The 25559-nt window shown below is 60.1% G+C and carries 22 protein-coding genes; 15 read left to right on the top strand and 7 right to left on the bottom strand.

The window, feature by feature from the left end; genetic code table 11:
• Nucleotides 1-49: 49 nt before the first annotated feature.
• Nucleotides 50-1081: a porin OmpA gene (ompA, locus tag M3P88_RS07865; RefSeq protein ID WP_249615496.1), complete on the top strand. Its 1032-nt coding sequence runs from the start codon at nt 50-52 to the stop codon at nt 1079-1081.
• Between the two features lie 263 nt (nt 1082-1344).
• On the opposite strand, the gene dmpG is transcribed toward ompA, so the two are convergent.
• The 4 genes from dmpG to M3P88_RS07845 are packed head-to-tail and all read right to left on the bottom strand — an operon-like array spanning nt 1345 to nt 4947.
• Entirely contained in the window at nt 1345-2388 is a 1044-nt protein-coding gene (gene dmpG, locus M3P88_RS07860) for a 4-hydroxy-2-oxovalerate aldolase (protein WP_249615495.1), read from the bottom strand.
• 10 nt (nt 2389-2398) lie between these two features.
• Complete coding sequence (locus M3P88_RS07855; RefSeq protein WP_249615494.1) at nt 2399-3301, bottom strand: acetaldehyde dehydrogenase (acetylating); 903 nt, start codon at nt 3299-3301, stop codon at nt 2399-2401.
• Nucleotides 3302-3325: 24 nt separating this feature from the next.
• The gene (locus tag M3P88_RS07850; RefSeq protein ID WP_249615493.1) at nt 3326-4117 is read right to left on the bottom strand and encodes a fumarylacetoacetate hydrolase family protein; all 792 of its coding nucleotides are present in this window, start codon (nt 4115-4117) and stop codon (nt 3326-3328) included.
• Nucleotides 4102-4947 (bottom strand): alpha/beta fold hydrolase, encoded by an 846-nt coding sequence (locus M3P88_RS07845; protein WP_249615492.1) that lies wholly within the window; start codon nt 4945-4947, stop codon nt 4102-4104. The genes M3P88_RS07850 and M3P88_RS07845 overlap by 16 nt, the downstream gene beginning before the upstream one ends.
• Before the next feature lie 190 nt (nt 4948-5137).
• Between M3P88_RS07845 and M3P88_RS07840 the strand changes: the two genes are divergently transcribed.
• From M3P88_RS07840 to M3P88_RS07820, 5 genes are all read left to right on the top strand, one after another.
• Nucleotides 5138-6319, top strand: a complete 1182-nt coding sequence (locus M3P88_RS07840; protein ID WP_249615491.1) for an acyl-CoA dehydrogenase family protein — start codon at nt 5138-5140, stop codon at nt 6317-6319.
• A 61-nt stretch (nt 6320-6380) separates the two neighbouring features.
• The gene (locus M3P88_RS07835) at nt 6381-8087 is read left to right on the top strand and encodes an FAD-binding protein (RefSeq protein WP_249615490.1); all 1707 of its coding nucleotides are present in this window, start codon (nt 6381-6383) and stop codon (nt 8085-8087) included.
• On the top strand, nt 8081-9784 hold the full coding sequence (locus M3P88_RS07830) for an FAD-binding protein (protein ID WP_249615489.1): 1704 nt from the start codon (nt 8081-8083) through the stop codon (nt 9782-9784). Before M3P88_RS07835 ends, M3P88_RS07830 begins: the two co-directional genes overlap by 7 nt.
• Entirely contained in the window at nt 9781-10554 is a 774-nt protein-coding gene (locus tag M3P88_RS07825) for an SDR family oxidoreductase (protein WP_249615488.1), read from the top strand. Before M3P88_RS07830 ends, M3P88_RS07825 begins: the two co-directional genes overlap by 4 nt.
• 239 nt (nt 10555-10793) lie before the next feature.
• Nucleotides 10794-11819: a ferredoxin--NADP reductase gene (locus tag M3P88_RS07820; RefSeq protein ID WP_249615487.1), complete on the top strand. Its 1026-nt coding sequence runs from the start codon at nt 10794-10796 to the stop codon at nt 11817-11819.
• A gap of 71 nt (nt 11820-11890) precedes the next feature.
• Here M3P88_RS07820 and alr read toward each other — a convergent pair whose 3' ends face one another.
• Nucleotides 11891-13126: an alanine racemase gene (gene alr, locus M3P88_RS07815; RefSeq protein WP_249615486.1), complete on the bottom strand. Its 1236-nt coding sequence runs from the start codon at nt 13124-13126 to the stop codon at nt 11891-11893.
• Nucleotides 13127-13355: 229 nt separating this feature from the next.
• Here alr and M3P88_RS07810 point away from each other — a divergent pair, with 229 nt between their 5' ends.
• From M3P88_RS07810 to M3P88_RS07790, 5 genes are all read left to right on the top strand, one after another.
• Nucleotides 13356-14264 carry a VOC family protein gene (locus tag M3P88_RS07810; protein WP_249615485.1) on the top strand — a complete coding sequence of 303 codons (909 nt, stop codon included), beginning with the start codon at nt 13356-13358 and terminating at the stop codon, nt 14262-14264.
• Complete coding sequence (locus tag M3P88_RS07805; protein ID WP_249615484.1) at nt 14261-15136, top strand: CoA transferase subunit A; 876 nt, start codon at nt 14261-14263, stop codon at nt 15134-15136. The genes M3P88_RS07810 and M3P88_RS07805 overlap by 4 nt, the downstream gene beginning before the upstream one ends.
• A 10-nt stretch (nt 15137-15146) precedes the next feature.
• Nucleotides 15147-15947, top strand: coding sequence for a CoA-transferase subunit beta (locus tag M3P88_RS07800; RefSeq protein WP_249615483.1), 801 nt, complete (start codon nt 15147-15149; stop codon nt 15945-15947).
• A 126-nt stretch (nt 15948-16073) separates the two neighbouring features.
• Nucleotides 16074-16970, top strand: a complete 897-nt coding sequence (locus M3P88_RS07795; RefSeq protein WP_249615482.1) for an enoyl-CoA hydratase — start codon at nt 16074-16076, stop codon at nt 16968-16970.
• Entirely contained in the window at nt 16967-18070 is a 1104-nt protein-coding gene (locus tag M3P88_RS07790; protein WP_249615481.1) for an NAD(P)H-dependent flavin oxidoreductase, read from the top strand. The genes M3P88_RS07795 and M3P88_RS07790 overlap by 4 nt, the downstream gene beginning before the upstream one ends.
• 130 nt (nt 18071-18200) lie before the next feature.
• Here M3P88_RS07790 and M3P88_RS07785 read toward each other — a convergent pair whose 3' ends face one another.
• The gene (locus M3P88_RS07785; protein WP_249615480.1) at nt 18201-19802 is read right to left on the bottom strand and encodes a DUF2326 domain-containing protein; all 1602 of its coding nucleotides are present in this window, start codon (nt 19800-19802) and stop codon (nt 18201-18203) included.
• 225 nt (nt 19803-20027) lie between these two features.
• The gene (locus M3P88_RS07780) at nt 20028-20519 is read right to left on the bottom strand and encodes a hypothetical protein (protein WP_249615479.1); all 492 of its coding nucleotides are present in this window, start codon (nt 20517-20519) and stop codon (nt 20028-20030) included.
• Between the two features lie 749 nt (nt 20520-21268).
• Here M3P88_RS07780 and M3P88_RS07775 point away from each other — a divergent pair.
• The 4 genes from M3P88_RS07775 (at nt 21269) to M3P88_RS07760 (ending at nt 25502) form a co-directional block, all read left to right on the top strand.
• Complete coding sequence (locus M3P88_RS07775; protein WP_249615478.1) at nt 21269-22018, top strand: enoyl-CoA hydratase family protein; 750 nt, start codon at nt 21269-21271, stop codon at nt 22016-22018.
• Nucleotides 22019-22034: 16 nt separating this feature from the next.
• Nucleotides 22035-23183, top strand: a complete 1149-nt coding sequence (locus tag M3P88_RS07770; RefSeq protein ID WP_249615477.1) for an acyl-CoA dehydrogenase family protein — start codon at nt 22035-22037, stop codon at nt 23181-23183.
• A 14-nt stretch (nt 23184-23197) separates the two neighbouring features.
• Nucleotides 23198-24253, top strand: coding sequence for an acyl-CoA dehydrogenase family protein (locus M3P88_RS07765; protein WP_249615476.1), 1056 nt, complete (start codon nt 23198-23200; stop codon nt 24251-24253).
• Nucleotides 24254-24350: 97 nt separating this feature from the next.
• The gene (locus M3P88_RS07760; RefSeq protein ID WP_249615475.1) at nt 24351-25502 is read left to right on the top strand and encodes an acetyl-CoA C-acetyltransferase; all 1152 of its coding nucleotides are present in this window, start codon (nt 24351-24353) and stop codon (nt 25500-25502) included.
• Nucleotides 25503-25559: the final 57 nt, after the last annotated feature.

Below are 25559 nucleotides of genomic sequence, written 5' to 3'. Positions count from 1 at the left end.
GGGCGTTGCGCACAACTTGTGTTGCCATCATCCGGATTAGGAGCGGTTCATGAAAAAATCTTTGCGTGTTTTGTTGTCACTTGCCGGCCTGGCCGCTCTGCCTCTGGCGCATGCCGCCAATGTTGATGAGCCCGGTTATTTTGGGGCCAAGGTAGGTTGGTCTGATTTTTACAACAAGGAGTTTGCCAGCGGCCTGCAAGATGGGCACAGCAGCAATAATGACAAGGTTGGCGGTGGCGTGTACGGCGGCTATCAGTTTAACGACTGGTTTGCACTGGAAGGTGGCTATGACTACCTCGGCAAGCAAAGTATTGATAAGCTTGGTCAGGAAGTGGGCAAGGCCCGATTCCAAGGGATACAGTTGTCGGGTAAATTCAGCACGCCATTGACCGAGGCACTGGATGCTTATGCCCGACTTGGGGTGATGGGTTATCGTGTCAGTGGCGATGGCGACAACAAGAATGGTGCGGCACCACTGGCGGCACTGGGTCTTGAATATGCAATCGACAAGAACTGGTCGACTCGCTTCGAATATCAATACACCCACCATCTGGGTAAAACCGACGACACCGGTATTCGTGCCGACAACGGCTTGTTGTCACTCGGCGTAGCCTACCACTTCGGCGGCGCGCCAGCGCCGGTACCGGTTGCTGTGGTGACACCACCTCCCGCACCAGTACCGGTGCAGTTGATGGAATTTGCCTTGAAGGGTGACACGCTGTTTGCCTTCAATAAGGCAAGCCTCAATGATGCCGGTGTGGCCGAATTGTCGACCATTGCCCAGCAGATCAAGCAGGCTCGTCCGCAAGAAGCCGCCATCAATATTGCCGGTTACACCGACCGTATCGGTTCGGATGCCTACAATATGAAGCTCTCCAAAGAGCGTGCGGCGACGGTTGCCGACTTCCTGGTTCAGCAAGGCATTCCGGCTGGCATCATCACCGCCGAAGGCTTTGGCAAGGCCGACCCAGTAACGGGCAATCAGTGCGACAACGTAAAACCACGTGCCGAACTGATCAAGTGCCTGCAGCCTGACCGTCGTGTCATCATCCGCGTGAAGGGCATGGCAGTACAGCAGTAAATCCGTGATCCAGACTTAAAAGCCCGACACCTTTGTGGTGTCGGGCTTTTTGCTGTGCGGATTAAAAGGCGATGCCCCAATTCGGCGGGCGTTTACGCCATGCGATGCAAGAGGCCGGACAAGCCGGCGCCTTGCCTATTCACGCCGCAGGCACACCGCCCACATTCCATCCGCGCCCAGACGTCACCGGGGCACCGGCGTTAAAAATGTCTTACCCTGATTGAACGATCGTGACCAGACTCGCGTAGCCTGAAAGCCGCCAATCAAGCGCTCACCGAAGCAGCCGCCATTTTTTGGCGCGCCATATTCAGCGCGGTGTCTTCAATCATGTCCTCCTGCCCGCCGACCATGCCGCGCCGGCCCAGTTCAAGCAGGATTTCGCGCGCCGGCACACCGTATTTCTTTTCTGCCCGCTTGGCGAACAATAAGAACGAGCCGTAGACACCGGCATAACCCAGAGTCAGTGCGTCGCGGTCGATCCGGATAGGGAAGTCGATGATGGGAATCACCCTGTCTTCGGCAACGTCAGAAATTTTGAACAGATCGACACCGGTTTCAATGCCCATGCGATTGCAAACGGCCACCAGCACTTCCATCGGTGTATTGCCGGCGCCCGCGCCCAGACCGGCCGCCGCCGCATCGATGCGCGTGGCACCCGCTTCGATGGCGGCAATCGAGTTGGCGATGCCCATCGCCAGATTATGGTGACCGTGAAAACCCAGCTCGGTTTCGGGTTTGAGTGCGGCGCGCACCGCGCCCAGACGGGCTTTGACATCATCCGGCAGCATATAGCCGGCCGAGTCGGTGATATAGATGCAGTTGGCGCCAAAACCTTCCATCAGCCTGGCCTGTTTGGCCAGACCTTCGGGCGAGTTCATATGCGCCATCATCAGAAAGCCGACGGTGTCCATGCCCAGCTTGCGTGCGGCGCTGATATGCTGCTCGGAGACATCGGCCTCGGTGCAGTGGGTGGCGACGCGTATGGTATTCACCCCCAGATCGAAGGCCATTTTCAAATGGTCGACGGTGCCGATGCCGGGCAAGAGCAGGGCCGATACTTTGGCTTGCTTGACGGTGTTCACGACGGCGCCGATATATTCGGCATCCGAATGCGCGGGGAAGCCGTAGTTGACCGAGGCGCCACCGAGACCATCGCCGTGGGTGACCTCGATCAGCGGCACGCCGGCTTCGTCCAGCCCGCGTGCAATATCGATCATTTGCTGCAAGGAGATCTGGTGGCGCTTGGGATGCATGCCGTCGCGCAGCGTCATGTCGTGGACGGTGATTTTTTTACCGGACAGATTCATGGTGTTCTCCTTAAACAGTGGTGAGCCTGGCGTTGTCCAGCATGCGTCGCGCGAAGGCTTCGGCGGTGCTGGCCGCGGCGGCGGTCATAATATCGAGGTTGCCGGCATAACGCGGCAGGTAGTCGCCAAGGCCGGCGACTTCCAGATAAATGGAGACGCGCTTGCCGTCGAACACCGGCCCGTTAACCAGCTTGTAGCCCGGTACGTATTGCTGGACCGCATCCACCATGGCCAGTACCGAGCGGGTAATGGCGGCCTCGTCCGGGGTCTTGTCGGTCAGGCAGTGGATGGTGTCGCGCATGATCAGTGGCGGTTCGGCCGGATTGAGAATAATGATGGCCTTGCCCTGACGCGCACCGCCCACGCTTTCGACCGCACCGGCCGTGGTGCGGGTGAATTCGTCGATATTCTTGCGCGTGCCGGGGCCGGCCGAGCGGCTGGAAACGGTAGCGACGATTTCGCCGTAGGCCACGCTTTGCACGCGGCTCACTGCGTACACCATGGGGATGGTTGCCTGCCCGCCGCAAGTCACCATATTGACGTTGGGCTCGTTGGCATCCAGATGGGCGGCGAGGTTGACCGGCGGCACGCAGTAAGGGCCGATGGCGGCCGGGGTCAGGTCGATCACCTTGACCCCCAGTGCGGTCAGCGCATCCGAGTTGGCCTTGTGCACATAGGCGCTGGTGGCGTCAAAAGCGATGCGGATATCGTCGGCCTGAATATGGGGCAGCAAGCCGGTGACGCCGTCGGCAGTGGTCTTGATGCCCATGGCGCGGGCGCGCTCCAGCCCCTCGGATCCGGGGTCGATGCCCACGAGCCACACCGGCTCCAGCACCGCGCTGCGCTTGAGCTTGTATAAGAGGTCGGTGCCGATATTGCCCGAGCCTATCACTGCACATTTAATCTTGTTCATCCTGATTTTCTCCTTGTCCCGGGCTTATTCGGCAAACGCAATGGACGCGCCGCCCAGTCCTTCGATCTGCATGCTGAAACGGTCGCCGGCCACAATGGGCAGCAAGGGGGCCAGCGAGCCGGACAGAATCACTTCACCGGCCTTGAGCGAGATGCCGAATTCGCCCAGGGTATTGGCCAGCCACGCCACCGCCTCGGCCGGATGCCCTTGTACCGCCGCCCCCAGACCACTGGCGGCATGGCTGCCGTTTTTATCGATATCCATGCGCAAGGCCGCCAGATCCAGCGCGGCCGGATCCACGCGCGCGTCGCCAAGCACGAATACACCGCAGCTGGCGTTGTCGGCCACGGTGTCCTCGATCGCGATCTGCCAGTTGGCGATGCGCGAATCCACGATTTCAAAGCACGGCGCCACCCATTCGGTCGCGGCCAATACCTGCTCTTTGCTAATGCCGGGACCGGTCAGATCCTGCTTGAGCAAGAAGGCAATCTCGCCCTCGGCGCGCGGCTGGATCAGCCCGCTCGCCGACAGGCTGACGCAGCTGCCGTTATCCAGTTGCATGCGGTCGGTCAAAAAACCGAAGTCCGGCTGGTGCACGCCCAGCATGTCCTGCACGGCTTTGGAGGTCACGCCTATCTTCTTGCCGATGACGCGTTCGCCGTCGCCTTCGCGCAGACGCAAGATGCTCTGGGAAATATGGTAGGCCTGCTCGATGCTGATAGAAGGGTGACGCGCCTTAAGCGGCGCGATGGTGCGTTGCTCGCGCAAGGCGCGGTACAGCTCGCGGGCAAGATGCGGAATCAGGGCTGTGGGCATGTTTGCTCCTTCAGGAAGTCGAGGCATTGACGGTTGAATAGCGCGCGGTGTTCGACCTGAACCCAGTGGCCACAGCGGTTCAGTACGGTAAAGCGGACATCGGGGGTATGCGCGAGAAACTTCATCACGCCGGACACCGGATTGAACTGGTCATCCTGCCCCCAGAAGCCGAAAACCGGGCAGGCCAGCTCGCGCAGCCGCTGCGTCATATTCGGTACGCGCATGGTGCTAAACAGATTCTTGGGCTGGGTGGGGGCGATGGCGGCGCGTTCGGCAATCAGCTCTTCACTCAATAGCGCCGGGTCATAGAGCTGCAATGTCATCACATGGCGCATTTCGGCCGGCCCCATCGGCCCCTTGGCATAGGTTTCAACCATGCGGACGATGCCGGGCATGGCGAAATAGGTTTCACGCTCCTCGACCCCGCCTGGCGCCATCAAAATCAGCGCCGACACCTTGTCGCTATGTTTCAAGGCAAGGCCAAGTGCGATAGCGCCGCCCAAGGAGTTGCCGAGTATCGCGCAAGAGCGGATGCCGCTGACCTCGAGAAAGGCGGCTACCTTGGCGACAAAAAAATCGAGGTCGTAATCGACATGATCCGGCTTGTCGGACAGGCCGAAGCCGGGCAAGTCCAGCACCAGCGAACGATAGCCTGCACCGGTAAAGGCCGGCACATTGCCCTTGAAGTTGCTGTAGCCGCTGGCGCCGGGGCCGCTGCCGTGCAGCCACAGCACCGGTGTGCCGCTGCCCTCGTCGTGGTAGTGCAGTTTCAAGCCGCAGGGCAGGGTGGCAAAGCGGCCAAGCGGAATGGGGGAAGGATGGACGTTCATAAGGCCTCACCTTGGCTGTTGACGCGTCAGTGTCGCCCTTGGCTGAAGCGGCGGAATCGTCTGATTGGCCTAGGAGCGGTGTGCCGGGCGAGCGGTGTGCGCCTAATCCAATCAGACGATTCCGCGCTGGCGTCAAGGTGGAAGGATGGCCATCAGCCGACAAGGGCTTTGATGAGCCAGGAGAGACAGCATGACCCAAATCACCGCCGAACAACTGATAGCGCGTACCCGTGCACTGGTGCCTGCACTGAAAGAACGCGCCGAACGTGCCGAACGCGAACTGAAGATTCCGGCCGAAACCATTGCCGATATGCAGGAAGCCGGCTTGTTCCGTGTGCTGCAGCCCAAGCGTTTTGGCGGTTACGAAATGCCGCCGGTTGTCTTTGCCGAAATCCAGATGATTCTGGCCGAGGGCTGCATGTCTACCGCGTGGATGTATGGCGTGGTCGGGGTGCATCCATGGCAGCTGGGGCTGTTTGCGGATGCGGCACAGCAGGATGTGTGGGGGACGGATAGCAGCACGCTTGTCGCATCGACCTATATGCCGGTGGCCAAGGTCACCGAAGTCGAGGGCGGCTACCGCATCAGTGGGCGCTGGAGCTTCTCCACCGGTTGCGAAAACTGCGACTGGGTGTTTTTGGGCGGCAACCTCAAACCGGCGGAAGGCAAGGGCGGGGACACCTATCGCACCTTCCTGCTGCCCAAGTCCGACTATCGTATCGAGCGCAACTGGGATGTGATCGGCCTGCGCGGCACCGGCAGCCACGATATCGTGGTTGAAGACGCATTTGTCCCGGTGCACCGCACCCATGCCACCAACCAGCATGTCGAAGCCGCCCACCCGGGGCGCGAACTGAATACGGCCGCGCTATATCGCATTCCGTTTGCCCAGATGTTTATTCCGGCGGTGTCCAACTCATGCATTGGTGCGCTCAAGGCGGCGACCGATGCCTTCCGTGACTTTGCCACTCCCCTGGTCAGCAAAAACATGGGCAACCGCGCCATCGAAGACCCCAATGCGCAGCTGGCTTACGCGCAGGCGATCAATGCCTATGACGAAATGCGCACGCTGCGGCTGGAGCACTATCGCCGCATCTATGCCGCGGCTGAAGCGGGCGAGATGGTCGAGCCCAACACCCGCATGGCCTGGCGCTATCAAATCTCGCGCGTGGCCTACCAAAGCGGCGAGTTGGTCAACCAGCTGCTGCGTTGCTGCGGCGGCTCCGGCACCTACCGCAAGAATCCGCTCACCCGCATCTTCCTCGACCTGATGACCGGGCGCGCGCATATCGCCAACAACACCGATATGTTCGGCCGCGCCCTGGCGGCAACCTTGTTCAAGGGCGAGCAGACGCTGGATCCTTTCCTCTAAGCCGCACCAATACAGCTCATCGCGCCCGCGCTGCGGGCGCTTCTGCATAAGGAATGAACCGATGAAACAGGAATTCGACGTCGTTGTCGTCGGCTCAGGCGCCGGCGCGATGCTTGCGGCAATCAAGGCGCACGATGAGGGCTTGAGCGTAGCCGTTATCGAGAAAAGCGAATGCTACGGAGGTACGTCGGCCATTTCGGGCGGCGGCATCTGGATCCCGCTGAACCGCCAGATCGAGGACGACCGCGAGCAGGTTCTTGGCTATGTGCGCGCGGCGGCGCAAGGCCTGGTCGACGATAAACGCCTTGTCGCCTATGTCGACACCGCCCACCAGATGGTCGACTACCTGCACCGGGCAACGCGCATTCGCTATGCCGCCTGCCATCTGTATCCGGATTACTACCCCGAGCTGGATGGGTCACGGGCCGGGGGGCGCACCATGGATCCGGAACTGTTTGACGGCGCACTTTTGGGTAAAGAGCTGGACCAGCTGCGGCCGGCATCCCCGGCGACGCTGCTGATGGGCAAGGTTTCCATGACGGCACGCGCGGCGCACAAAATGCTGACCAAGGAAAAAGGCTGGAAGCTGGTGTTTGGCACGCTGATGCTCAAATACATGCTCGACTTTCGCGCGCGCAGAAAACTGGGGCGCAAGACCGACCGGCGTCTGGCGCTGGGGAATGCGCTGGTGGCCGGGCTCAGGCACGGGCTGATGACCCGTCAAATCCCGCTGTACCTGAATACGCCGTTAAAGGCCTTGCAGTTTGATGGTGCGCGGGTGGTCGGGGTGACGGCCGAGCAAGGCGGCAAGGCGCTGGAACTTGGCGCGCGGCGCGGGGTGATTCTCGCCGCCGGCGGTTTCGAGCGCAATCAGGCGCTGCGCGACCAGTACCTGCCGCAGCCCAACTCCGCCGCCTGGGGCGTCACGCCGCCCAATAATACCGGGGATGCCTTGCTGGCCGGGCAGGCGCTGGGCGCCAAAACCGATTTGATGGACTGGGCATGGTGGGTGCCCAGCGTGGGCGTACCCAAGGAAGCCAGCCAGCGCGGCCTGTTCGCCGAACGCTCCTTGCCCGGCTGCATTGCGGTCGATGGCGCAGGGCAGCGTTTTGTCGACGAAGCCAAACCCTATCTCGAGTTTGTCACCGCCATGTATGCGCGCCACCGCGAAAACGGGCGCTGCGTGCCGGCGTGGCTGATTTTCGATGCCGATTTTCGCTACAAATACCCGATGGGCCCCTTGATGCCGGGGCAGGTGGCGCCGGACCGCAAGAGCTGGCTCAATGCCGTGTATTGGAAGGCCGACACGCTGCCACAATTGGCGCAGCAAATCGGCGTCGATAGTGACGGTTTGCTGGCGACGGTCGCGCGGGTCAATGAAGATGCCATCAGCGGCACCGACCGCGACTATGGCAAGGGCAGCAATGTATTTGACCGCTATTACGGCGATGTGAATGTAAAGCCCAATCCCTGTCTTGCGCCCATTGCCAAGGGGCCGTTCTATGCGATGAAGCTGGACGCCGGCGATATCGGCACCAAGGGCGGCCTGCTCACCGACGAGCATGCGCGCGTGTTGCATGAAGGCGGCGAACCCATTGCCGGCCTCTACGCCATCGGTAACACCTCGGCTTCGGTGATGGGGCCTTCCTATCCGGGCGCCGGCTCGACACTGGGGCCAGCCATGACTTTCGGTTATCGCGCGGCGCTGCATATTGCGGCGACTGATGTAACCGTCACCGCACCCGTACGCGAGGTGGCGGTATGTTAAGCGCCCGCTGGACAGTCAAGCCTTTAGCCAGCAGCAGCGAAGTTTATCCGCCGCAGCAGGTGGCGGATGCGGCCGATATCCGCTGGGATCTGGAAACCGACGTGCTGGTGGTGGGGCTGGGTGCCGCCGGCGCCTGCGCCGCCTTGCAGGCACGCGAGGAAGGGGCGCAAGTGCTGGTGGTCGACCGCTTCGAAGGCGGTGGGGCCAGCCAGCTCTCGGGCGGGGTGGTGTATGCCGGTGGCGGGACACGCCAGCAAAAAGAGGCCGGCATCGCGGACACGCCCGAGGCGATGTTCGAGTATCTGCAGCAAGAGGTGGGCGAGGCGGTGTCAAACGCGACATTGCAGCGTTTTTGCCGCGATAGCGCCGGCAATCTGGCGTGGCTGGAGAAGTACGGCGTGCCTTTTGGCTGCACCATGCCGCAAAAAAAGACCTCGTATCCGCCGGACGGGGTGTTTTTGTATTACTCCGGCAATGAAACGGTGCCGGCCATGGCCGGCAAGCATGCACCAGCCATGCGCGGCCATCGTGTGGTCTCGTCGGGGCAGTCGGGGGCCACGCTTTTTGCCATTTTGAAAAAGGCGGTACGCGCAAGCCAGGCGCAGGTGATGACACAAACCACGGTGCGGCGGTTGCTGGTGGATGCTGGCGGCAGCGTGCTGGGTGCCGAGCTATGGCAATTGCCACCGGGCTCGGATGCGGCCGCGCGCCACAAGGCGGCGCACCGGGATGCCAACCTTAAATATGCGTTCAAGCCAAACGAAGCCGAGGCGCTCAGGCACGAGACGCTGAATATCGAGCTTGCCCACGCTCAACCCATCCTGGTGCGTGCCCGTCGTGGCGTGGTGCTGACTGCGGGCGGCTTTATGTTCAACCGCGGCATGCTGGCGCAGTACGCGCCGCGCTATCTGGACAACTGGCGCAATGGCAGCACCGGCTGCGACGGGGCGGGTATTCGTCTGGGGCAATCGGTGGGTGGCGACATCAAGCGCATGGATAAGGTTTCGGCGTGGCGCTTTATCTCGCCGCCTTATGCATGGCCCAAGGGGATTGCCGTTACCCGTCAGGGCGCCCGCTTCTGCAACGAGGAAGTGTACGGCTCGACGCTGGGTAATGAAATTATCGAGCACCAAAACGGGCAGGCCTGGCTGGTGCTGGATGCAAAGCTGCGCTGGCAGGCGATACGCGAGTGTTTCGGCAAGGAGCTGTGGGGATTCCAGAAATGGCCGGCGCTGGCCGGTATGCTGCTGGGGGTTAGCCGTGGCTGGACGCCGGAGCGTCTGGCCAAAAAGCTGGGCATGAATCCGGCCACCTTGCGCGCCGCCATCGAGGCCAATAACCGGGCGGCGCGCGGTGAGGCGGAGGATGAAGTCGGCAAATCGCGCGCGATGCGGCGCGAACTGAAGCAAGGCCCGTTTTACGCGCTGGACTTGTCGCCGCAGTTCAAGTTTTTCCCCTTGTCGTCCATCACCCTGGGCGGCCTCGCCGTGAACGAGCACACCGGTGAAGTATTGAATGGCCAGGGTCAAGCCATTTGCGGGCTTTATGCTGCCGGGCGCAGCGCGGTCGGCATCCCGTCCAATATCTATCTTTCCGGCTTGTCGCTGGCCGACTGCGTATTTAGCGGCCGCCGCGCCGCGCGTCACGCGGCACAGCGCGCGGCCTCCATGTCCAGACCCGAGGAGTTGATGCAATGAGTGAAATCGGTCAATCCGGCCGTGTGGCCGGCAAAATCGCCTTGATTACCGGAGCCGCCAGCGGCGTCGGGCGCGAGGACGCGCTGCTGTTCGCCGCGCAAGGCGCGCGCGTGGTGTTAACGGATGTCAACGTCGACGCCGGCAACGCGCTGGCGCGCGAGATCGGGGAGGCGGCCTTGTTCCTGCCGCACGACATTGCCGATGCGCACAGCTGGAATCGCGTCATGGACAAGACGCTTAGCCATTTCGGTGCGCTGGATATTTTGGTCAATAATGCGGCGATCTGCCCGCCGGCCAGCATCGAAGACTGCACGCTGGATGCCTGGCAAAAGGTGATGCGGGTCAATGCCGACGGGTATTTTCTCGGCTGTCAGGCCGGGGTTGCCGCGATGAAGGAGAAGGGCGGCGCCATCATCAATATGTCGTCGGTGGCGGCGCTAGGCGGCATGGATACTTTTGTAGCCTATAGCGCCAGCAAAGGCGCGGTCGCCGCGCTGACACGCTCGGTCGCCGTGCATTGCCGCAAGCAACGCTACCGCATCCGCTGCAACTCGGTCCATCCGGACGGGATTCTGACGCCGCTAACGGCCGATCTTTACCCAAAGGGGGTCGATATGAGCAAATTCACCATCGACCATGACCCGCTTGCGCGCATGTGTTTGCCACGCGATGTGGCCAATGTGGTGCTGTTTCTGGCCTCGGATGAAGCGCGCGCCATCAGCGGCAGCGAAGTGCGGGTCGACAGCGCCCAGCTGGTGATGAGTTTGTAAGAGCGTGTTCACGCTCTCGCGAGCAAGGGCAAGACAGGGCGAAAACGGCTGAGCAAGCGGAATGTACCGGTGCTACATGAGCATTTCGAAGCTGTTTTTAACGCCGTATCGTCAATGCCCAGCAGATCGTAAACAGGTTCTAAGTTTGGGGCGGGCTTGGCCGGAATATACAAGCCGCCTCGCGATGGAACCCGATCAAGCGCCGGAACAGGCGCTTGGCTGATAAAAGGATGAGCACCATGTCGCACTATCACACCCTGACCGTAGCGCGCGTCATCGACGAGACGCATGACAGCAAATCCATCGTGTTCGAGCTGCCGGATAGCTTGCGTGTTGCTTTTCGCTATGCGAGCGGCCAGTTTCTGACCCTGCGTACCCCGCATCCTGACGGCGCTTTGCCGCGCTGCTATTCCTTGTCCAGCAGCCCAGAGCTGGATGAGGCGCCCAAGGTCACCATCAAGCGGGTCAGCGCGGGGCGCGCCTCCAACTGGATCTGCGATCAGCTCAAGGCCGGCGACACGCTGGAGGTGATGCCGCCGGCGGGTGTCTTTACCACAAAAAACTACGATCAGGATTTTGTCCTGTTCGCCGGCGGCAGCGGCATCACGCCGGTGTATTCGCTGGCCCGCTCGGCGCTATTGCATGGCCAGGGGCGGGTGTTGCTGGTTTACGCCAACCGCGACGAGCGCTCGATTATTTTCCGGGACAGCTTGCGCCAGCTGGCCAGCGATTATCCGGCGCGGCTGAGTGTGATCCACTGGCTGGACAGCGTGCAAGGCGTGCCATCGGCCAGCCAGCTGGCCCAGTTGGCCGGGCAGTTGCCGCACGCCGAAGCGTTTATCTGCGGCCCCGGCCCGTTTATGGATGCCGCCGAAGCGGCGCTGGCAGCGCAGGGTTTTGCCAAAGGGCGGGTGCATGTCGAGCGCTTTGTGTCCTTGCCGGGCGAGAACGAGGCAGTTTTGCCTGTCGCACCAACTGAAGGCCCGGCAGAAGTTGCGCTGAGCGTGCAGCTTGACGGCGTGCATTACCAGATTGCCACCCATGGCGGCGAGAGCCTGCTGACTGCGATGGAAAACAGCGGCGTGCCGGCGCCGCATTCTTGCCGTGTCGGAGGCTGCGCCTCGTGCATGTGCAAGGTGACGGAGGGCGAAGTCAGGCTGCTCGCCAATAGCGCGCTGGATGAAGCCGATCTGGCCGAGGGCTGGACGCTGGCCTGCCAGGCCATCCCCTTGAGCGAAAAAGTAGCGGTGGCGTTTCCGGATTAAGCCGAAGCGATAGCGTAAAAGACAGGCCGGCACCATGCCGGCCTTTTTCCTTGCCGGGGATATTTCCCCTCTTACTTCTTGTTGGTATTAACCAGCAGCTTGGGGTTGGAGTTGCCCCAGACGGTGTAGAGGTCGGCCAGGAGTGCGCCGTTGGCTTCTTCCATTTCCGCCTGAGTCACTTCAGCCGAACCTTGCTTGCCGAACAGCACCACTTCATCGCCGGCTTTCACTCCGGGAATATCGGTCACATCCACCATGGTGGTATTCATCGACACCTTGCCTACTACCGGCGCACGCTGGCCATTAATCAGTACATGCCCCTTGTTGGTAAAGACACGACGGTAGCCATCCGAGTAACCCATAGGGATGTTGGCCAGCAGCGAGTTGCGCTTGAGGGTGTAGGTGCGGTCATAGCCTACGGTGTTGCCAGCCGGATAGGGGTTGACCGAGGCCACGCGCGACTTGAGCGCCATGATGCGCTTATATTCGGTACGGGTCGGGACTGTGTCGCCGTAAATGGCACCACCGGGGCGCACCATATCCATGCGCGACTCGGGAACTTCCAGCGTGGCGAAGCTGTTGGCACAGTGCAAGATCACATCCTTGCGCTTAAGGCCGGCTGCTTCGATCAGCCAGGCCGAATCCTTTTTGAAGACAGCCAGATCCTTTTCAACCTCGGCCTTATCCTCGATCGGGAAGTGGGTCATGATGCCGGCGACTTTAAGCCCCGGGATTTTGACCAGTTCCAGCACATCGGCGCGACCCTTTTCGTTCGACATATCAATGCCGTTGCGGCTCATGCCTGCCGAGTTCAGCGCGACATGAACCTTGAGCGTTTTGCCGTGGCGCTTGGCGATGCTGGCGGCCGTACGGGCAAAATCGATGTTGCCGACCAACTCTTCCATATTGTATTTCATGCCGTCTTCGACCTCGGCCAGCGAACCGGTACGCACACGCATGACCTTGCCCTTGTAGCCGCTGGCACGCACGACCCTGGCTTCCTCATTGCTGGCAATGCCGACACAGGGGATGCGGGCGGCAATGATTGATGGCATCACTTGTGCCACGCCATGGCCGTAGGCGTCGGCCTTAAGAATGGCGCAAATCTTGGCGCTACCGACCTCGGCCTTAAGCGTGTTCAGATTGTGATCGAGCGCAGCCTGATCGATCTCAACCCAGGCGTTGGTATTTTGCATGCTCACCTTGCTGATGCCGTTGCTTATGGACAGCGGCGGCGCAGCCAGTGCCTGGCCTTGGGTAAAGACAAAACCCAATGACAGGGCGAGCAGGGTGGGGCTTAGCTTCATGGCGATTGTCTCCGTTATTCGGTGTGGGATCACACACCATACCGGGCAAAGAATACCTTCATGGAATATTAAATGCAAAATGCATTCAAATGACGCCCTGTTCGTTATCGCAACCACACCGCTAAGCCCAGTCGCCCAGACCGTCCGGATGGACGATGTTGCCGCTGGCAGGCCCGCGCACAATCCTTGCAATCGCCCGCATGGGCTCGCGATGCATAAGGAGGCAGAGATGGTTGAAATCAGGTCTTTGGCGTATGTGGTGGCACAGTGTCGCGACCCGGCGCGCTGGGTGCACTATGCGCATGAGGTGTTGGGTGCGATGGCCAGCACCACGGACGAGGGCCGGGTCTATATCAAGCTCGACGCGCGTCCTTACCGCATTCTGGTTGAGCAGGGGCAGGACGACCGCTATCTGGCCTCGGGCTGGGAGCTTGCCGGCAAGGAGGCATTCAAGGAATTGCAGCTGGTGCTCGACCGCGCGGGGATCAGCTTCGAGTTGGCCAGCGCCGCATGCTGCGCCGCGCGCAAGGTCAATGCGCTGGCGCGGGTGACCGATCCTTCGGGCAACCGTCACGAATTTTTCTGGGGGCCGCAGCTCGATGCCAAGCCTTTCGCCTCGCCGCAGGGCGTAGCGCACTTCGTCACCGGCGAAATGGGGCTGGGCCACACCGTGTTGCCGGCGCTGAACTTCGAGGCAACGCTGGAGTTCTTTACCCGGGTGCTGGGTTTTGGCGTGTCCGACACTTTCAACTTCCGCCCCGACCCGAATGCGCCGGCCATTCCCATCCATTTCCTGCACTGCGCCAACGGCCGCCACCACAGCCTGGCACTGGCCGGCTTCCCGTCGCCTGAGGGCTGCGTGCACATCATGCTGGAAGTGCCGTCGATGACCGATGTCGGTCGCGCCCATGACCGCATGCAGCAAGCGGGCGTCAAGCAGATGGCGACGCTGGGCCAGCATCTGAACGACCAGATGACTTCCTTTTATATGCAGACCCCGTCGACCTTCGCGCTGGAATACGGCTTTGGCGGTCTGGTGTGCGACTGGGACAAACATACGGCATTCGAAGCCACCGAGGTCAGCATCTGGGGGCACGACTTCAGCGTCGGCTTCAATCAGCAAAAGGACGAAGCATGAACAAGGAAATGACCCTCGCCGCCGTGGCGGGCCGCATTGAATCGGGCATGACCATAGGCATCGGAGGCTGGGGCCCGCGCCGCAAGCCGATGGCCATCGTGCGCGAGATTTTGCGCTCGGATGTGACGGATCTGACCGTGGTCGCCTACGGCGGCCCCGAGGTCGGCATGCTGTGCGCGGCCGGCAAGGTGAAAAAACTGGTGTTCGGCTTTGTCACCATGGACGCGATCCCGCTGGAGCCGTTCTACCGCAAGGCGCGCGAAGCCGGCACGCTGGAATTGATGGAGCTGGACGAGGGCATGCTGGAGTGGGGCTTGCGCGCCGCCGGCATGCGCCTGCCGTTCCTGCCCACGCGCTGCGGCCTGGCCACCGATGTGCTGGCGAAAAACCCCGCCATCCAGACCATCGCTTCGCCTTATGGCAACGGCGAGGTGTTGCTGGCGATGCCGGCCTTGAATCTGGATGTGGCCTTGCTGCATGTAAATGATGCCGACCGCTGGGGCAACACCCTGATCAGCGGGCGCGATGCCTATTTCGACCACCTGTTCGCGCGCGCGGCCACAAGCTGCTTTGTCAGCTGCGAGCGCCTGCAGGACAAATTCGCGCTGACGGCCGAACAAGCCAAAGCCAATCTGTTTGAACGCTATCTGGTCAGCGGCGTGGTGCATGTGCCCGGCGGTGCCCACCCGACGCTGAACCATCCCGACTATGGCTGGGACCTTGCCCATATGCAGGCGTATGCCGCGGCGGCAAGCGAAGAGGGCGGCTGGGAAGGCTACCGCGCGCGCTATATCGCCGGCGGCGAAGCCGCCTACCAGCGCGAGGCCGGTTTGCCTGCGCGGCTATCCGAACTGTCACATCCGGTTTTTTGAGGGAAGACGCATGAGCCAACACTACGACTACACCCTGGCCGAATTGATGATTAACGCCGCCGCCGAAGCCTGGCGCGGCGATGGCGAGATTCTCGCTTCCGGCATCGGCGTGATTCCGCGTCTGGGCGCCAGCCTGGCCAAACTCACCCACACGCCGGAATTGCTGATGACCGACAGCGAAGCCTTTTTAGTGGAAGAGCCGGTGCCGCTGGGTGCGCGTGGCGACTTTGAGCCGCGCTATTCGGGCTATATGGGCTTCGAGCGCGTGTTCGAGTGCGTATGGGGCGGCCGGCGCCATGTGATGATAGGACCGACCCAGATCGACCGTTTCGGCCAGACCAATCTGTCGGTGATCGGCAGCTATGACAAGCCCAAAGCCGCCATGCTGGGTGTGCGCGGCCTGCCGGGCAATAGCATCAACCATAAAAGCTCGATGCTGGTGCCCAACCATAGCCCGCGTACCTTTGTGGCCGGCGAAGTCGATATGGTGTCCGGTGTCGGCTACAACCCGGCGCGCTGGGGCGCGGGCATGAAGGCCGACTTTGTCGACCTTAGGCGCATCATCACCGATTTGTGCGTAATGGATTTTGGTGGGCCAGAGCACGCCGTGCGCGTGATCTCGCTGCACCCGGGGGTGAGTTTCGAGCAGGTGCAGGCGGCAACCGGCTTTCCCTTGCTGGCGCTGGAAAACCTGGGCGAGACGCGCGGCCCCGGTGCAGACGCGCTGGCCATTATCCGCCGCCTAGACCCGCACAATCTGCGCGCCGCGCAGATCAAGGGCAACCCGCCGGCCAACCGCGCCGAACTTTGAGCGCGCTGGGCGTGGTGGGGTGGGTTAGCCGGCTTTGCCGGCGTAACCCACCATTGCCGCAGGCCGTAAGCCACCAACCGCCCCCGACACCGCCAAGCGATGGCGTACAAAAAAACGAGGCCGAACATGAACGACCAGAATTTTGTCTCCCGCCCCGACGATGCGGTATACGAGACCGACGCGCCGGTGTTGTACCGTGTCGACGATCAGGTGGCGTGGATTACGCTAAACCGGCCCGACTTTAATAATGCGCAAAACTCGCAGATGACCTATGCGCTGGACGCGGCCTTACTGCGTGCCGCCCGCGACGATGCGGTCAAGGTCATCGTGCTGGCCGGCGCCGGCCGGCATTTCTCCGCCGGCCACGATATCGGTACGCCCGGGCGCGATGTGAACAAGTCTTTTCAGGCCAATGCGTCGATGTGGTGGGATCACAGCAATAAGCCCGGCGGCGAGTTTCTGTATGCGCGCGAGCAGGAGGTTTATCTTGGCATGTGCCGGCGCTGGCGCGACCTGCCCAAACCGACCATCGCCATGGTGCACGGCGCCTGTATTGCCGGCGGGCTGATGCTGGCCTGGGTGTGCGACCTGATTGTGGCCGCGGACGACGCTTATTTTCAGGACCCGGTGGTGCGCATGGGCATCCCCGGCGTCGAGTATTTTGCCCACGCGTTCGAGCTGCATCCGCGCATCGCCAAAGAGTTTTTGTTATTGGGCGAGAAAATGGGCGCCGAGCGCGCTTACCAGATGGGCATGGTCAACCGTGTGGTGCCGCGCGATGAACTGCAAGCGACCGTCACGGCGATGGCGGGCAAAATGGCGGCCATGCCGCGCATGGGGCTGGCCTTGACCAAGCAGGCGATCAACCACGCCGAAGACCTGATGGGCAAGCGAGCCAGCATGGATGCCGCTTTTGCCTGGCACCACTTTGCCCATAGCCATAACGAACTCTTGTCCGGCGACAAACTGGGCGGCTACGACGCGCGCGCCATGGTCAAGGCCAATAAGGAGGGTGCAGCATGAGCCTGCTGGACACCGAAATCACCCGTTTGCTAGGCTGCCGCTATCCCATTATCCAGACCGCGATGGGCTGGGTGGCCGATGCGCGCCTGGTGGCCGCCACCGGCAACGCCGGCGGCTTCGGCTTTCTGGCGGCGGCGACACTCAGGCCGGAGCAGGTCGAGCCGGAGATTCTGCGCGTCAAGGCGCTGTCGGCTGCGCCGTTCGGCATCAATTTTCACCTGTTCCAGCCCAACGCCGACGAGATTATCGGCCTTGCCATCCGCCATGGCCTGAAGGCGGTCAGCTATGGCCGAGGCCCGGACAAGGCGCAGATCAAGCGCCTGAAAGACGCCGGCATCCTGTGCATCCCGACCGTGGGCGCGCTCAAGCATGCGCAAAAAGCCATTGCGCTGGGGGCGGACGCGGTCACGATACAGGGCGGCGAGGGCGGCGGCCATACCGGCGCGGTGCCGACCACCATCTTGCTGCCGCAGGTGCTGGATGCGGTCAAAGTGCCGGTGCTGGCCGCCGGCGGTTTTCACGACGGGCGCGGTCTGGCCATGGCGCTGGCTGCCGGCGCCGCCGGCATCGCCATGGGCACGCGCTTTCTGATGACTTCAGACTCGCCGGTGCCGCAGACAACGCTACAGCGCTACGTCGCCGTCGATGATGTGGCCAAGATAGAAGTGAGTCTGGCGGTGGACGGCATGCGCCACCGCCTGATCCGCAACCCGCTGCTGCAAAGGCTGGAGCAGGCCAGCCCCTTGGGCCGCCTGTGGCTGGCGATCAAGAGTGCGCACCGCTTCCAGAACGAAACCGGCATGAGCAACAGCCATATGCTGAAAACCCTGCTGCGCGCCCTGAAAGAAGACCCGGCCGCGCTGTCCCAGACGGTGATGGCGGCCAGCCAGCCCATGCTGCTGCAACGCTCCATGGTCGAGGGCGTGCCGGACGAGGGCCTGCTGGCCAGTGGCCAGGTGGCGGCAGCAATCGACGAACTCGTCAGTTGCGAGGCGCTGATCTCGGGTATCGCAGCGCAGGCCGAAGCCTTGCTATCTCGTTTTGCAGCGCCGCCGCACTATCCGGAAAGTAAGGCGCGTCAGGCGGGCTGCGTCGGTTGAAGCGGGTGGGGCTTGGCGGTGATGATTCTTAAACGAGAGTGCGTAACGTTTGAATTCACCGGTCTGCGCGGCTGTTCGCACAGGTTTTATGTAATTATTCGTTAGTCCTATGCGAATGCCAGCAAGACTTTTAAAAGCTTTTGCCGAGAAGTAGATTACTCTCAGTTTTATCACTCAATGTTATAACAATGTCGTCGAGCTCGACGGAGTCAGGTAAATCGTCACTTATGGCGGTCATGATGTACTGAAAATCGAACTCAACAGATCTTCGTTTCATAGCCTCAATAAATTTTTTCTTTATATTTTTGTCCGCATTGTCAATTACGCCATCGTGAATGATGAATCCGGAGTCATCGTTATTGACAATACGCAGAGCGACATCAAAGGCCGCGCACGATATTTTTTTTGCCATTTCGCCTTTAAGTTCTTGCGAATGGACTTGGCCACGCCACGAAACCGTCCTGAAGTCGAGATTTCCTGTTGAATTTTTCTCGATGACGATTTCGGAATCAATATCCATGACCTCAGCCATGATCTCATGGTAGTGCTGCTTTATCTTACGAAATAGTAAGTCATGCTCATCTATCTCGGTAGCCACTTTGGCCGCGAGCGTCAGCTGCTGAGTTTTAAGTAGGTTGCGCTCATTTGTTGCAGTTTGGATAGACTCCTTGTAAACATCTTGTTTAAGAAGTGATAATTCTGTTTCAGTCTCTGCAAATTGCACGGACAGCTGGCGATAAATATTTATCGAGTCGCAAGTTACTATCAACTGGAGGTAGTGTGTTCGCTTTTCGCTTAATTTCGATACTATTTCCTCAAGTATGTAGATCCGATCAATGATCCGCTTCTTCATTGCATTTAATGCGGTAGTTCGGTTATCTGTAACTTGGATGAAGAATTCTTGCACGTGAGACAAGTCCTTTTTCACCTGATCGCCGAAGTAGATATTCATGTCTGAGTATATTTTCTCTACTTGCTCTGTGGAAAAATCGACAAAGACAGAATTTTCAATAGCATCCGTGACCGCAGATAGCTCTTTTCGTTGAATGAAAAGTTCCTTTTTAAAGGACAAGATTTGAGTATCAATTTCTGATGCGAGATATGATGAAGTTGAGTCTTCAATGTTGCCAAAATTCAAATCATCAATAGCTCTAAGCAATTCACTTCGGCGCGTTTCTAGCCGCGCTATATCTTCAGAGCGGCCCTCTCGTTTCATACCACTACTTGCGGCAATCTCGATAAACTTATCGTAGTCCTTAATTGTGGCTTCGATTTCGTATTTTTCTACCAAGGGTAGTTCATTGAAACCCATAAGCCTCAGAAGCAGCGGCTTCCAACTCAGGTCTTTCCCTCGGATAGATATCTTCCTAAATTCATCTTTATAATCATCTTGGAAACGGATAAAATACTCGTACGCTTGCTTTGTTTCTGACGGGAAGGCCGCTTTTTTCTTCTTTGAATAGTCTGCAACGATCAAGCGTGACTCGCCATCAATTTGCAGTTCAATTGTGAAGACAGGATTCTCAAAGCTTTCCTTTATAGCTTTTATTCGCACAGAATCTCTAGACCCAAATAGGATGTGGTCAATTAGCTCAATCAGAGTTGTCTTGCCAAGATTATGACTCTTCCCTTCCCCTCGACTCTTTGCATTACCGAGAATAATAGAGAAATTTTTATTAAATTTAACCGTTCTAAACGATGGTATATTCGACGTAATATTATTAATTTTCATTGTAGACCACACTGTCTGTTTCGGAGTCAAAGCTTAGTTTACCTAATGCAAACAGCAACAAGAGACTCTCAGTAAAAATGGTTCGTGCTCCAGGATTTGCGTTGGCGCAAAATCTCTTTTGCAGTGTTAGTAGTGGTTCTGACTTCTGGTTTCTCAAGTGAAGTCCAATCCGGCTAGCAAGGAACAGAGAGCTATTTTGTGGTGTACTGAATTGGCCAATTATAATCATGGGGTCAGCCCTATTTGGCAACTAAGGTACATGTAGTGAATTAAGTGAATAAAAACGTGTGCGTCATCAATACTATCTTCTGCATGCTGACAATACACGCCGAGAGCGTGTATTTTAAAGCCAGGGAAGTTTAGCTGAAAATTTGCTACGTAGAGTTGATTTAGTAAGAATGCCGAAATTCTGTAGTAAGATTCAGTAACTCCAGTGGCGTCTAATCTAATTGAATCCGTGATTTCATTCCAAAGTGCATACGTCTGCTCAATCTCAATTGAGTTAGCAGCATCAATGGCATTCTTTGTGTTTTTATCCGCTATTTTTGGAGGGATTAATTGACTAGGCGGAGGAGAAAAAAAGTCGATATGTGCAATCTTCCCCAGAATCAGTGATATTTTATCGGCGCATATATCTACTGTATCTAAGGGGCGAATGTATATATTTGTAACCTGGTTGTTGTTATTGCCAATGGCAGTTTGCTTAACCGAATTCATTACTTAATGTTCTGTCTGTTGCCAGAGCCAATCGCACGCTGCACAGCATTCTTACTTGAATTATTGTTCAGGTTGATATTAATACGTACTAGAATTCCAGTGGCGCAGATGGCAGTAATAATGGTTGCTATGTCTGCAACGATGGACAGAATTTCTCGCATAGTGACCTCTGGTTTGTTTTTAAATAGTGTATTGATTCTTGTAGAGAATATTAAATGTACACCAGTACTGGGTACATATCTGTTTGACTTATGTGTACAACTGCATAAGCTGCCGCAGTCCTGCCCGGTTTTTCAACCACGTCGAAACGTTCTGATGGGGATATACACATCCAGATGGGACGGCTTGCTGCTTTGCGCATTAGGCCGTTAAAGCAGCATTACAACTGACCGCATACGCGCATGTCAAATTTGGCAGATATTTTTTACCCAATATTATTGCCACGCTCACGAAGGGGCGCAGCACGGCGGCCTGCATAAGCAGCTGGCGTTGCGACTTAACGCGTCACTGAAGCGAACGAGGCCGTGCTGAATAGAGGCGGGGCATGAGCCGCAATAGCGCGCACAAACGAAGTCTCCCTTTGCGCGGTGACGGCTGTTGCGCGCATCGCATCTCCTTCACTCTCATGCACATGGAAATACCACCTGTGGTTTGGTGCGGATTAGTCCGTTTGTGGTGTGCGCGTCCGGTTATTTGGCCGGATGATGCTAGGCATCCCGCCATGACGGCACAGCGCACCAGGAGCATCCATGTACTTTTACACGAGCTTGCACGACAACGGCGTGGCCGAAATCGTGATCGACCACCCGCCGGTCAATGCCTTGCCTGCGGCCGGCTGGCATGCGTTGGCGGCCGAGATTAGCGCCACCGGCCTTGATCCGCGCACCCGCGTGATTGTGTTGCGCGCCGAAGGGCGTGGCTTTTGCGCCGGGGTGGATATCAAGGAGCTGGCAGAAGACGATTCCCTGATTGTCGAGGTCAATGCCGGCAATTACGAAACCTTCAAGGCGGTGCACCGCAATAAGGTGCCGGTGATTGCGGCGGTGCACGGCTTTGTGCTGGGCGGCGGCATCGGTATTTGCGGTGCGGCCGATATCGTGATCGCCGCCGACAACGCAAGCTTTGGCCTGCCCGAAGTCGATCGGGGCGCCATGGGCGGGGCCGCCCATTTGCAGCGCATGTTCGGCGTACAAAAAACGCGCTACCTGTTTTTTACCGGCGAGATGATCGGCGCGCCCGAGGCGCTGCGCCTGGGGGCGATCGAGCGGGTGGTGGCGGCGGCCGAGTTGCGGGATACGGCGCTGGCGATTGCCGCGCGCATCGCGGCCAAGAGTCCGGCGATGATACGCATCGCCAAGGAGGCGCTGAACGGCGTCGAGGACGGGGATCTGGAAGCCAAATACCGCTGGGAGCAGGGCTTTACCCTGCAAGCGTATATGAGCCCGGACTCGGCCAAGACCCGGGATGCCTTTGTCGAAAAGCGCACGGCGCACTTTTAATAAGCGGAGTCTGCCCATGGACCTGCACTACACAGCAGAGCAACACGCCTTTCGCGCCGAAGTCCGCGCCTGGATGCAAGCGCATGTGCCGCGCGAGGCGTTGCCCGATTACGATACTTTTGAAGGCTTTCAGGCGCACCGCGCCTGGGAAAAAACACTGAACAGTGCCGGCTATGCCGGCATTACCTGGCCCGAGGCTTTGGGCGGGCGCGGCGCCAGCCTGATTGAATGGCTGATTTTCGAAGAGGAGTACTGGGCGGCCGATGCGCCTTTGCGCCTGAACCAGAACGGCATCTTCCTGTTGGGCCCGACCCTGATGGAGTACGGCACGCCCGAGCAAAAAGCGCGCTTTTTGCCGCGCATGGCGGCATGCGACGATATGTGGGCGCAGGCCTGGAGCGAGCCCGGTGCCGGCTCCGATATGGCGGCGGTGCGCTGCACGGCCGAGCGCGACGGCGACCATTATGTGCTGAACGGCCAGAAAACCTGGTCGACGCGCGCACGCTGGGCCGACTGGGTGTTCGGCCTGTTCCGCACCGAGGCCGGTTCGCAGCGCCACCATGGCCTGTCTTATCTGTTGGTGCCGCTGGATACGCCGGGCGTGACCTTGCGCCCGATCCGCCAACTCAATGGTCTGGCCGGTTTTGCCGAAATTTTCTTCGACAATGTGCGCGTGCCGGCCGATTGCCTCCTGGGCGGCGAGGGCGAGGGCTGGCATGTGGCCATGGCCACCGCCGGTTTCGAGCGCGGCCTGTTGCTGCGCTCGCCCGCGCGCTATCAGCAGACGGCCAAACGCTTGCTGGCGCTGTATCTGGCTAACCGCGAGGCGGCCGATCGCGACCCGTCCATTCGCGACGCGGTGATCCGCGCCGTCTCCGGTGCCGAAGCCTACACCCTGTCGACCTACCGTACGGTCAGCATGCTGGCCAAGGGCAGCAAGATCGGGCCGGAATCCAGCACCAACAAGATTTTCTGGTCCGAGCTGGATCTGCTGCTGCACGACACCGCCTTGCGCATTCTGGGCAGCCGCGCCGAGCTGGATACGCCGGAAGCCAAACGCTGGATGGAAGGATTCATGTTTGCCCAAGCCGGCCCGATCTACGCCGGCAGCAACGAGATCCAGCGCAATATCGTCGCCGAACGCATGCTGGGCATGCCGCGCTAGTAAAGGGGAAACCGATGGACTTTACCTATACCGACGACCAGCGCGCTTTTCGCGATGCGATGCGTGCGCTGTTTATGGTGGAAGCCAGTCCCGAGCGCGTGCGCGAAGGCTGGGAGATGGAGGGCGGCATCAGCCCGCAACTGCAGGCGCTGATCGCAGGGCAAGGCTTGTGTGCGCTGTCGGTGCCCGAAGCCCATGGCGGGCTGGGCTTGGCCGATACCGATTGGGCCTTGATGAGCCAGGAGTTCGGCTACTACGCCGTGCCCGATGCGCCGCTGAATACCGGCTATCTGGCCGCCAGCCTGATTGCGGCCCTGCCGGATGCGCCAAGTTTTCAGGCGCACTGGCTGCCGGCCATTGCCCAGGGGCAGGCGCGCGTGGCGATCAGCCACCCGCTGTGTCCTTTGGTGGCGGATGCAGGCCAGGCCGATCTGCTATTGGTGTGGCGCGATGAAGAAGTGCATGCCATCGCGCGCAGCGAGGTCGATGTCAGTGCGGTGGCCAGTGTCGACCCGGCGCGCCGCCTTTACCGCGTCAGCCTGCCGACCGGCGCGGCCACCCGGCTGGCAACGGCCGCCCAAGGGCAAGCCTTGTGGCGCGATCTGGTCAACCGTGCAAGCCTGGCCATCTGCGGCCAGCTTTTGGGGCTGACCCAGCGCATTCTGGACATTTCCATCGATTACACCGCGCAGCGCAAACAGTTCGGCAAGCCGATCGGCAGCTTTCAGGCGGTCAAGCACCATATGGCCGATGTGGCGGTCAAGAGCGAGTTCGCCAAGCCGGTGCTCAACCGTGCGGCGTGGGCGCTTGAGCAGGGCCACCCCTTGCGCGACGTCTATGTGTCGCAGGCGCGGCTGGCCTGCGCGGAGGCTGCACGTCTGGCGGCGCGCAACGGCATACAGGTGCATGGCGCCATGGGTTACACCTGGGAGTGCGACCTGCAGATTTTCATGAAGCGCATCTGGGCGCTGGATGCTGCCTGGGGTGATGCCGGCTTTCACAAGGCCCGCGTCGCGAACTGGCTGTTTTCACCCGGGGCCGAGATCGGGCCGGGCAAGACCTTTATCTGAACTTTGCCGCTAGCGCGTTAAGCGGGCAGGCGCGGCGGCAAGCGCCGTCTCCCGCCGCCTGCCTGGCGCGCTAGCGCACTGCAACCAAGGAAAACCCATGGCACAAGCCTATATCGTCGACGCCTTGCGTAGCCCCACCGGCAAACGCAAGGGTCGGCTCGCCGACGTGCATGCCGCCGATCTGGGCGCGCATGTGATTCGCGCCATTGTTTCCCGCAACGCCATTCCGGCTGAAGACTACGACGATGTGGTGTTCGGCTGCGTCGACACCATCGGTGCGCAGGCCGGCGATATCGCCCGCACAGCATGGCTGGCCGCCGGCATGCCCTTGGCGGTGCCCGGCACCACCATCGACCGCCAGTGCGGCTCCAGCCAGCAGGCGGTGCACTTTGCCGCGCAGGCGGTGATGTCCGGCACCATGGACGTGGTGCTGGCCGGCGGCGTGCAGACCATGACCCGCATCCCGATTTCAGCCGCCATGCTGGCGGGCCAGGCCTATGGCTATACCACGCCGTTTGCCGAGAGCCAGGGCTGGCAGGCGCGCTTTGGCGATGCGCCGGTCAACCAGTTCTATGCCGCGCAGCGCATTGCCGACCACTGGGGCTTGTCGCGCGCCGCGATGGAAGCCTTTGCGCTGGATAGCCACAACAAGGCCAGACAGGCCACGCAGGAAGGGCGCTTCGCACGCGAGATCGTGGCGCTGAACGGCCTCGATTTTGACGAGACGGTGCGCGACACCACGCTGGCCAAAATGGCGGAGCTGGAGCCGGTCGATGCGGCCTATCCGGGCATTACTGCAGCGGTGTCCAGCCAGACTGCCGACGCATCCGCCGCCGTGCTGGTGGTGTCGGAAGCGGCGCTCAAGCGTTACGACCTGACGCCGCGCGCGCGTATTCACCATCTGTCGGTGCGGGGCGACGATCCGATCTGGCATTTGCGCGCCCCGATTCCGGCCACCGAATATGCGCTGAAAAAATGCGGCATGAAGCTGTCGGATATCGACCTGGTCGAAATCAACGAAGCCTTCGCCTCGGTGGTGATGGCATGGCTGGCCGAGACCGGCTATGACCCGGCGCGCACCAATGTCAACGGCGGTGCCATTGCGCTGGGTCATCCGCTGGGTGCCTCGGGTGCCCGGCTGATGACGACGCTGTTGCACGAGCTGGAGCGCAGCGGCGGCCGTTTCGGCCTGCAGACCATGTGCGAAGGCGGCGGCCAGGCCAACGTCACCATTATCGAGCGTTTGTGAACCATGGGGTACAGGGCGCCGGTGGTAGGGTACTCCCCACTCACTACTCCCCATACC

Source organism: Craterilacuibacter sp. RT1T (assembly GCF_023502145.1).
Lineage (GTDB): Bacteria > Pseudomonadota > Gammaproteobacteria > Burkholderiales > Chromobacteriaceae > Craterilacuibacter.
The sequence above is the reverse complement of the archived record's forward strand: the minus strand, read 5'-3'. Positions and strand labels throughout refer to the sequence as shown.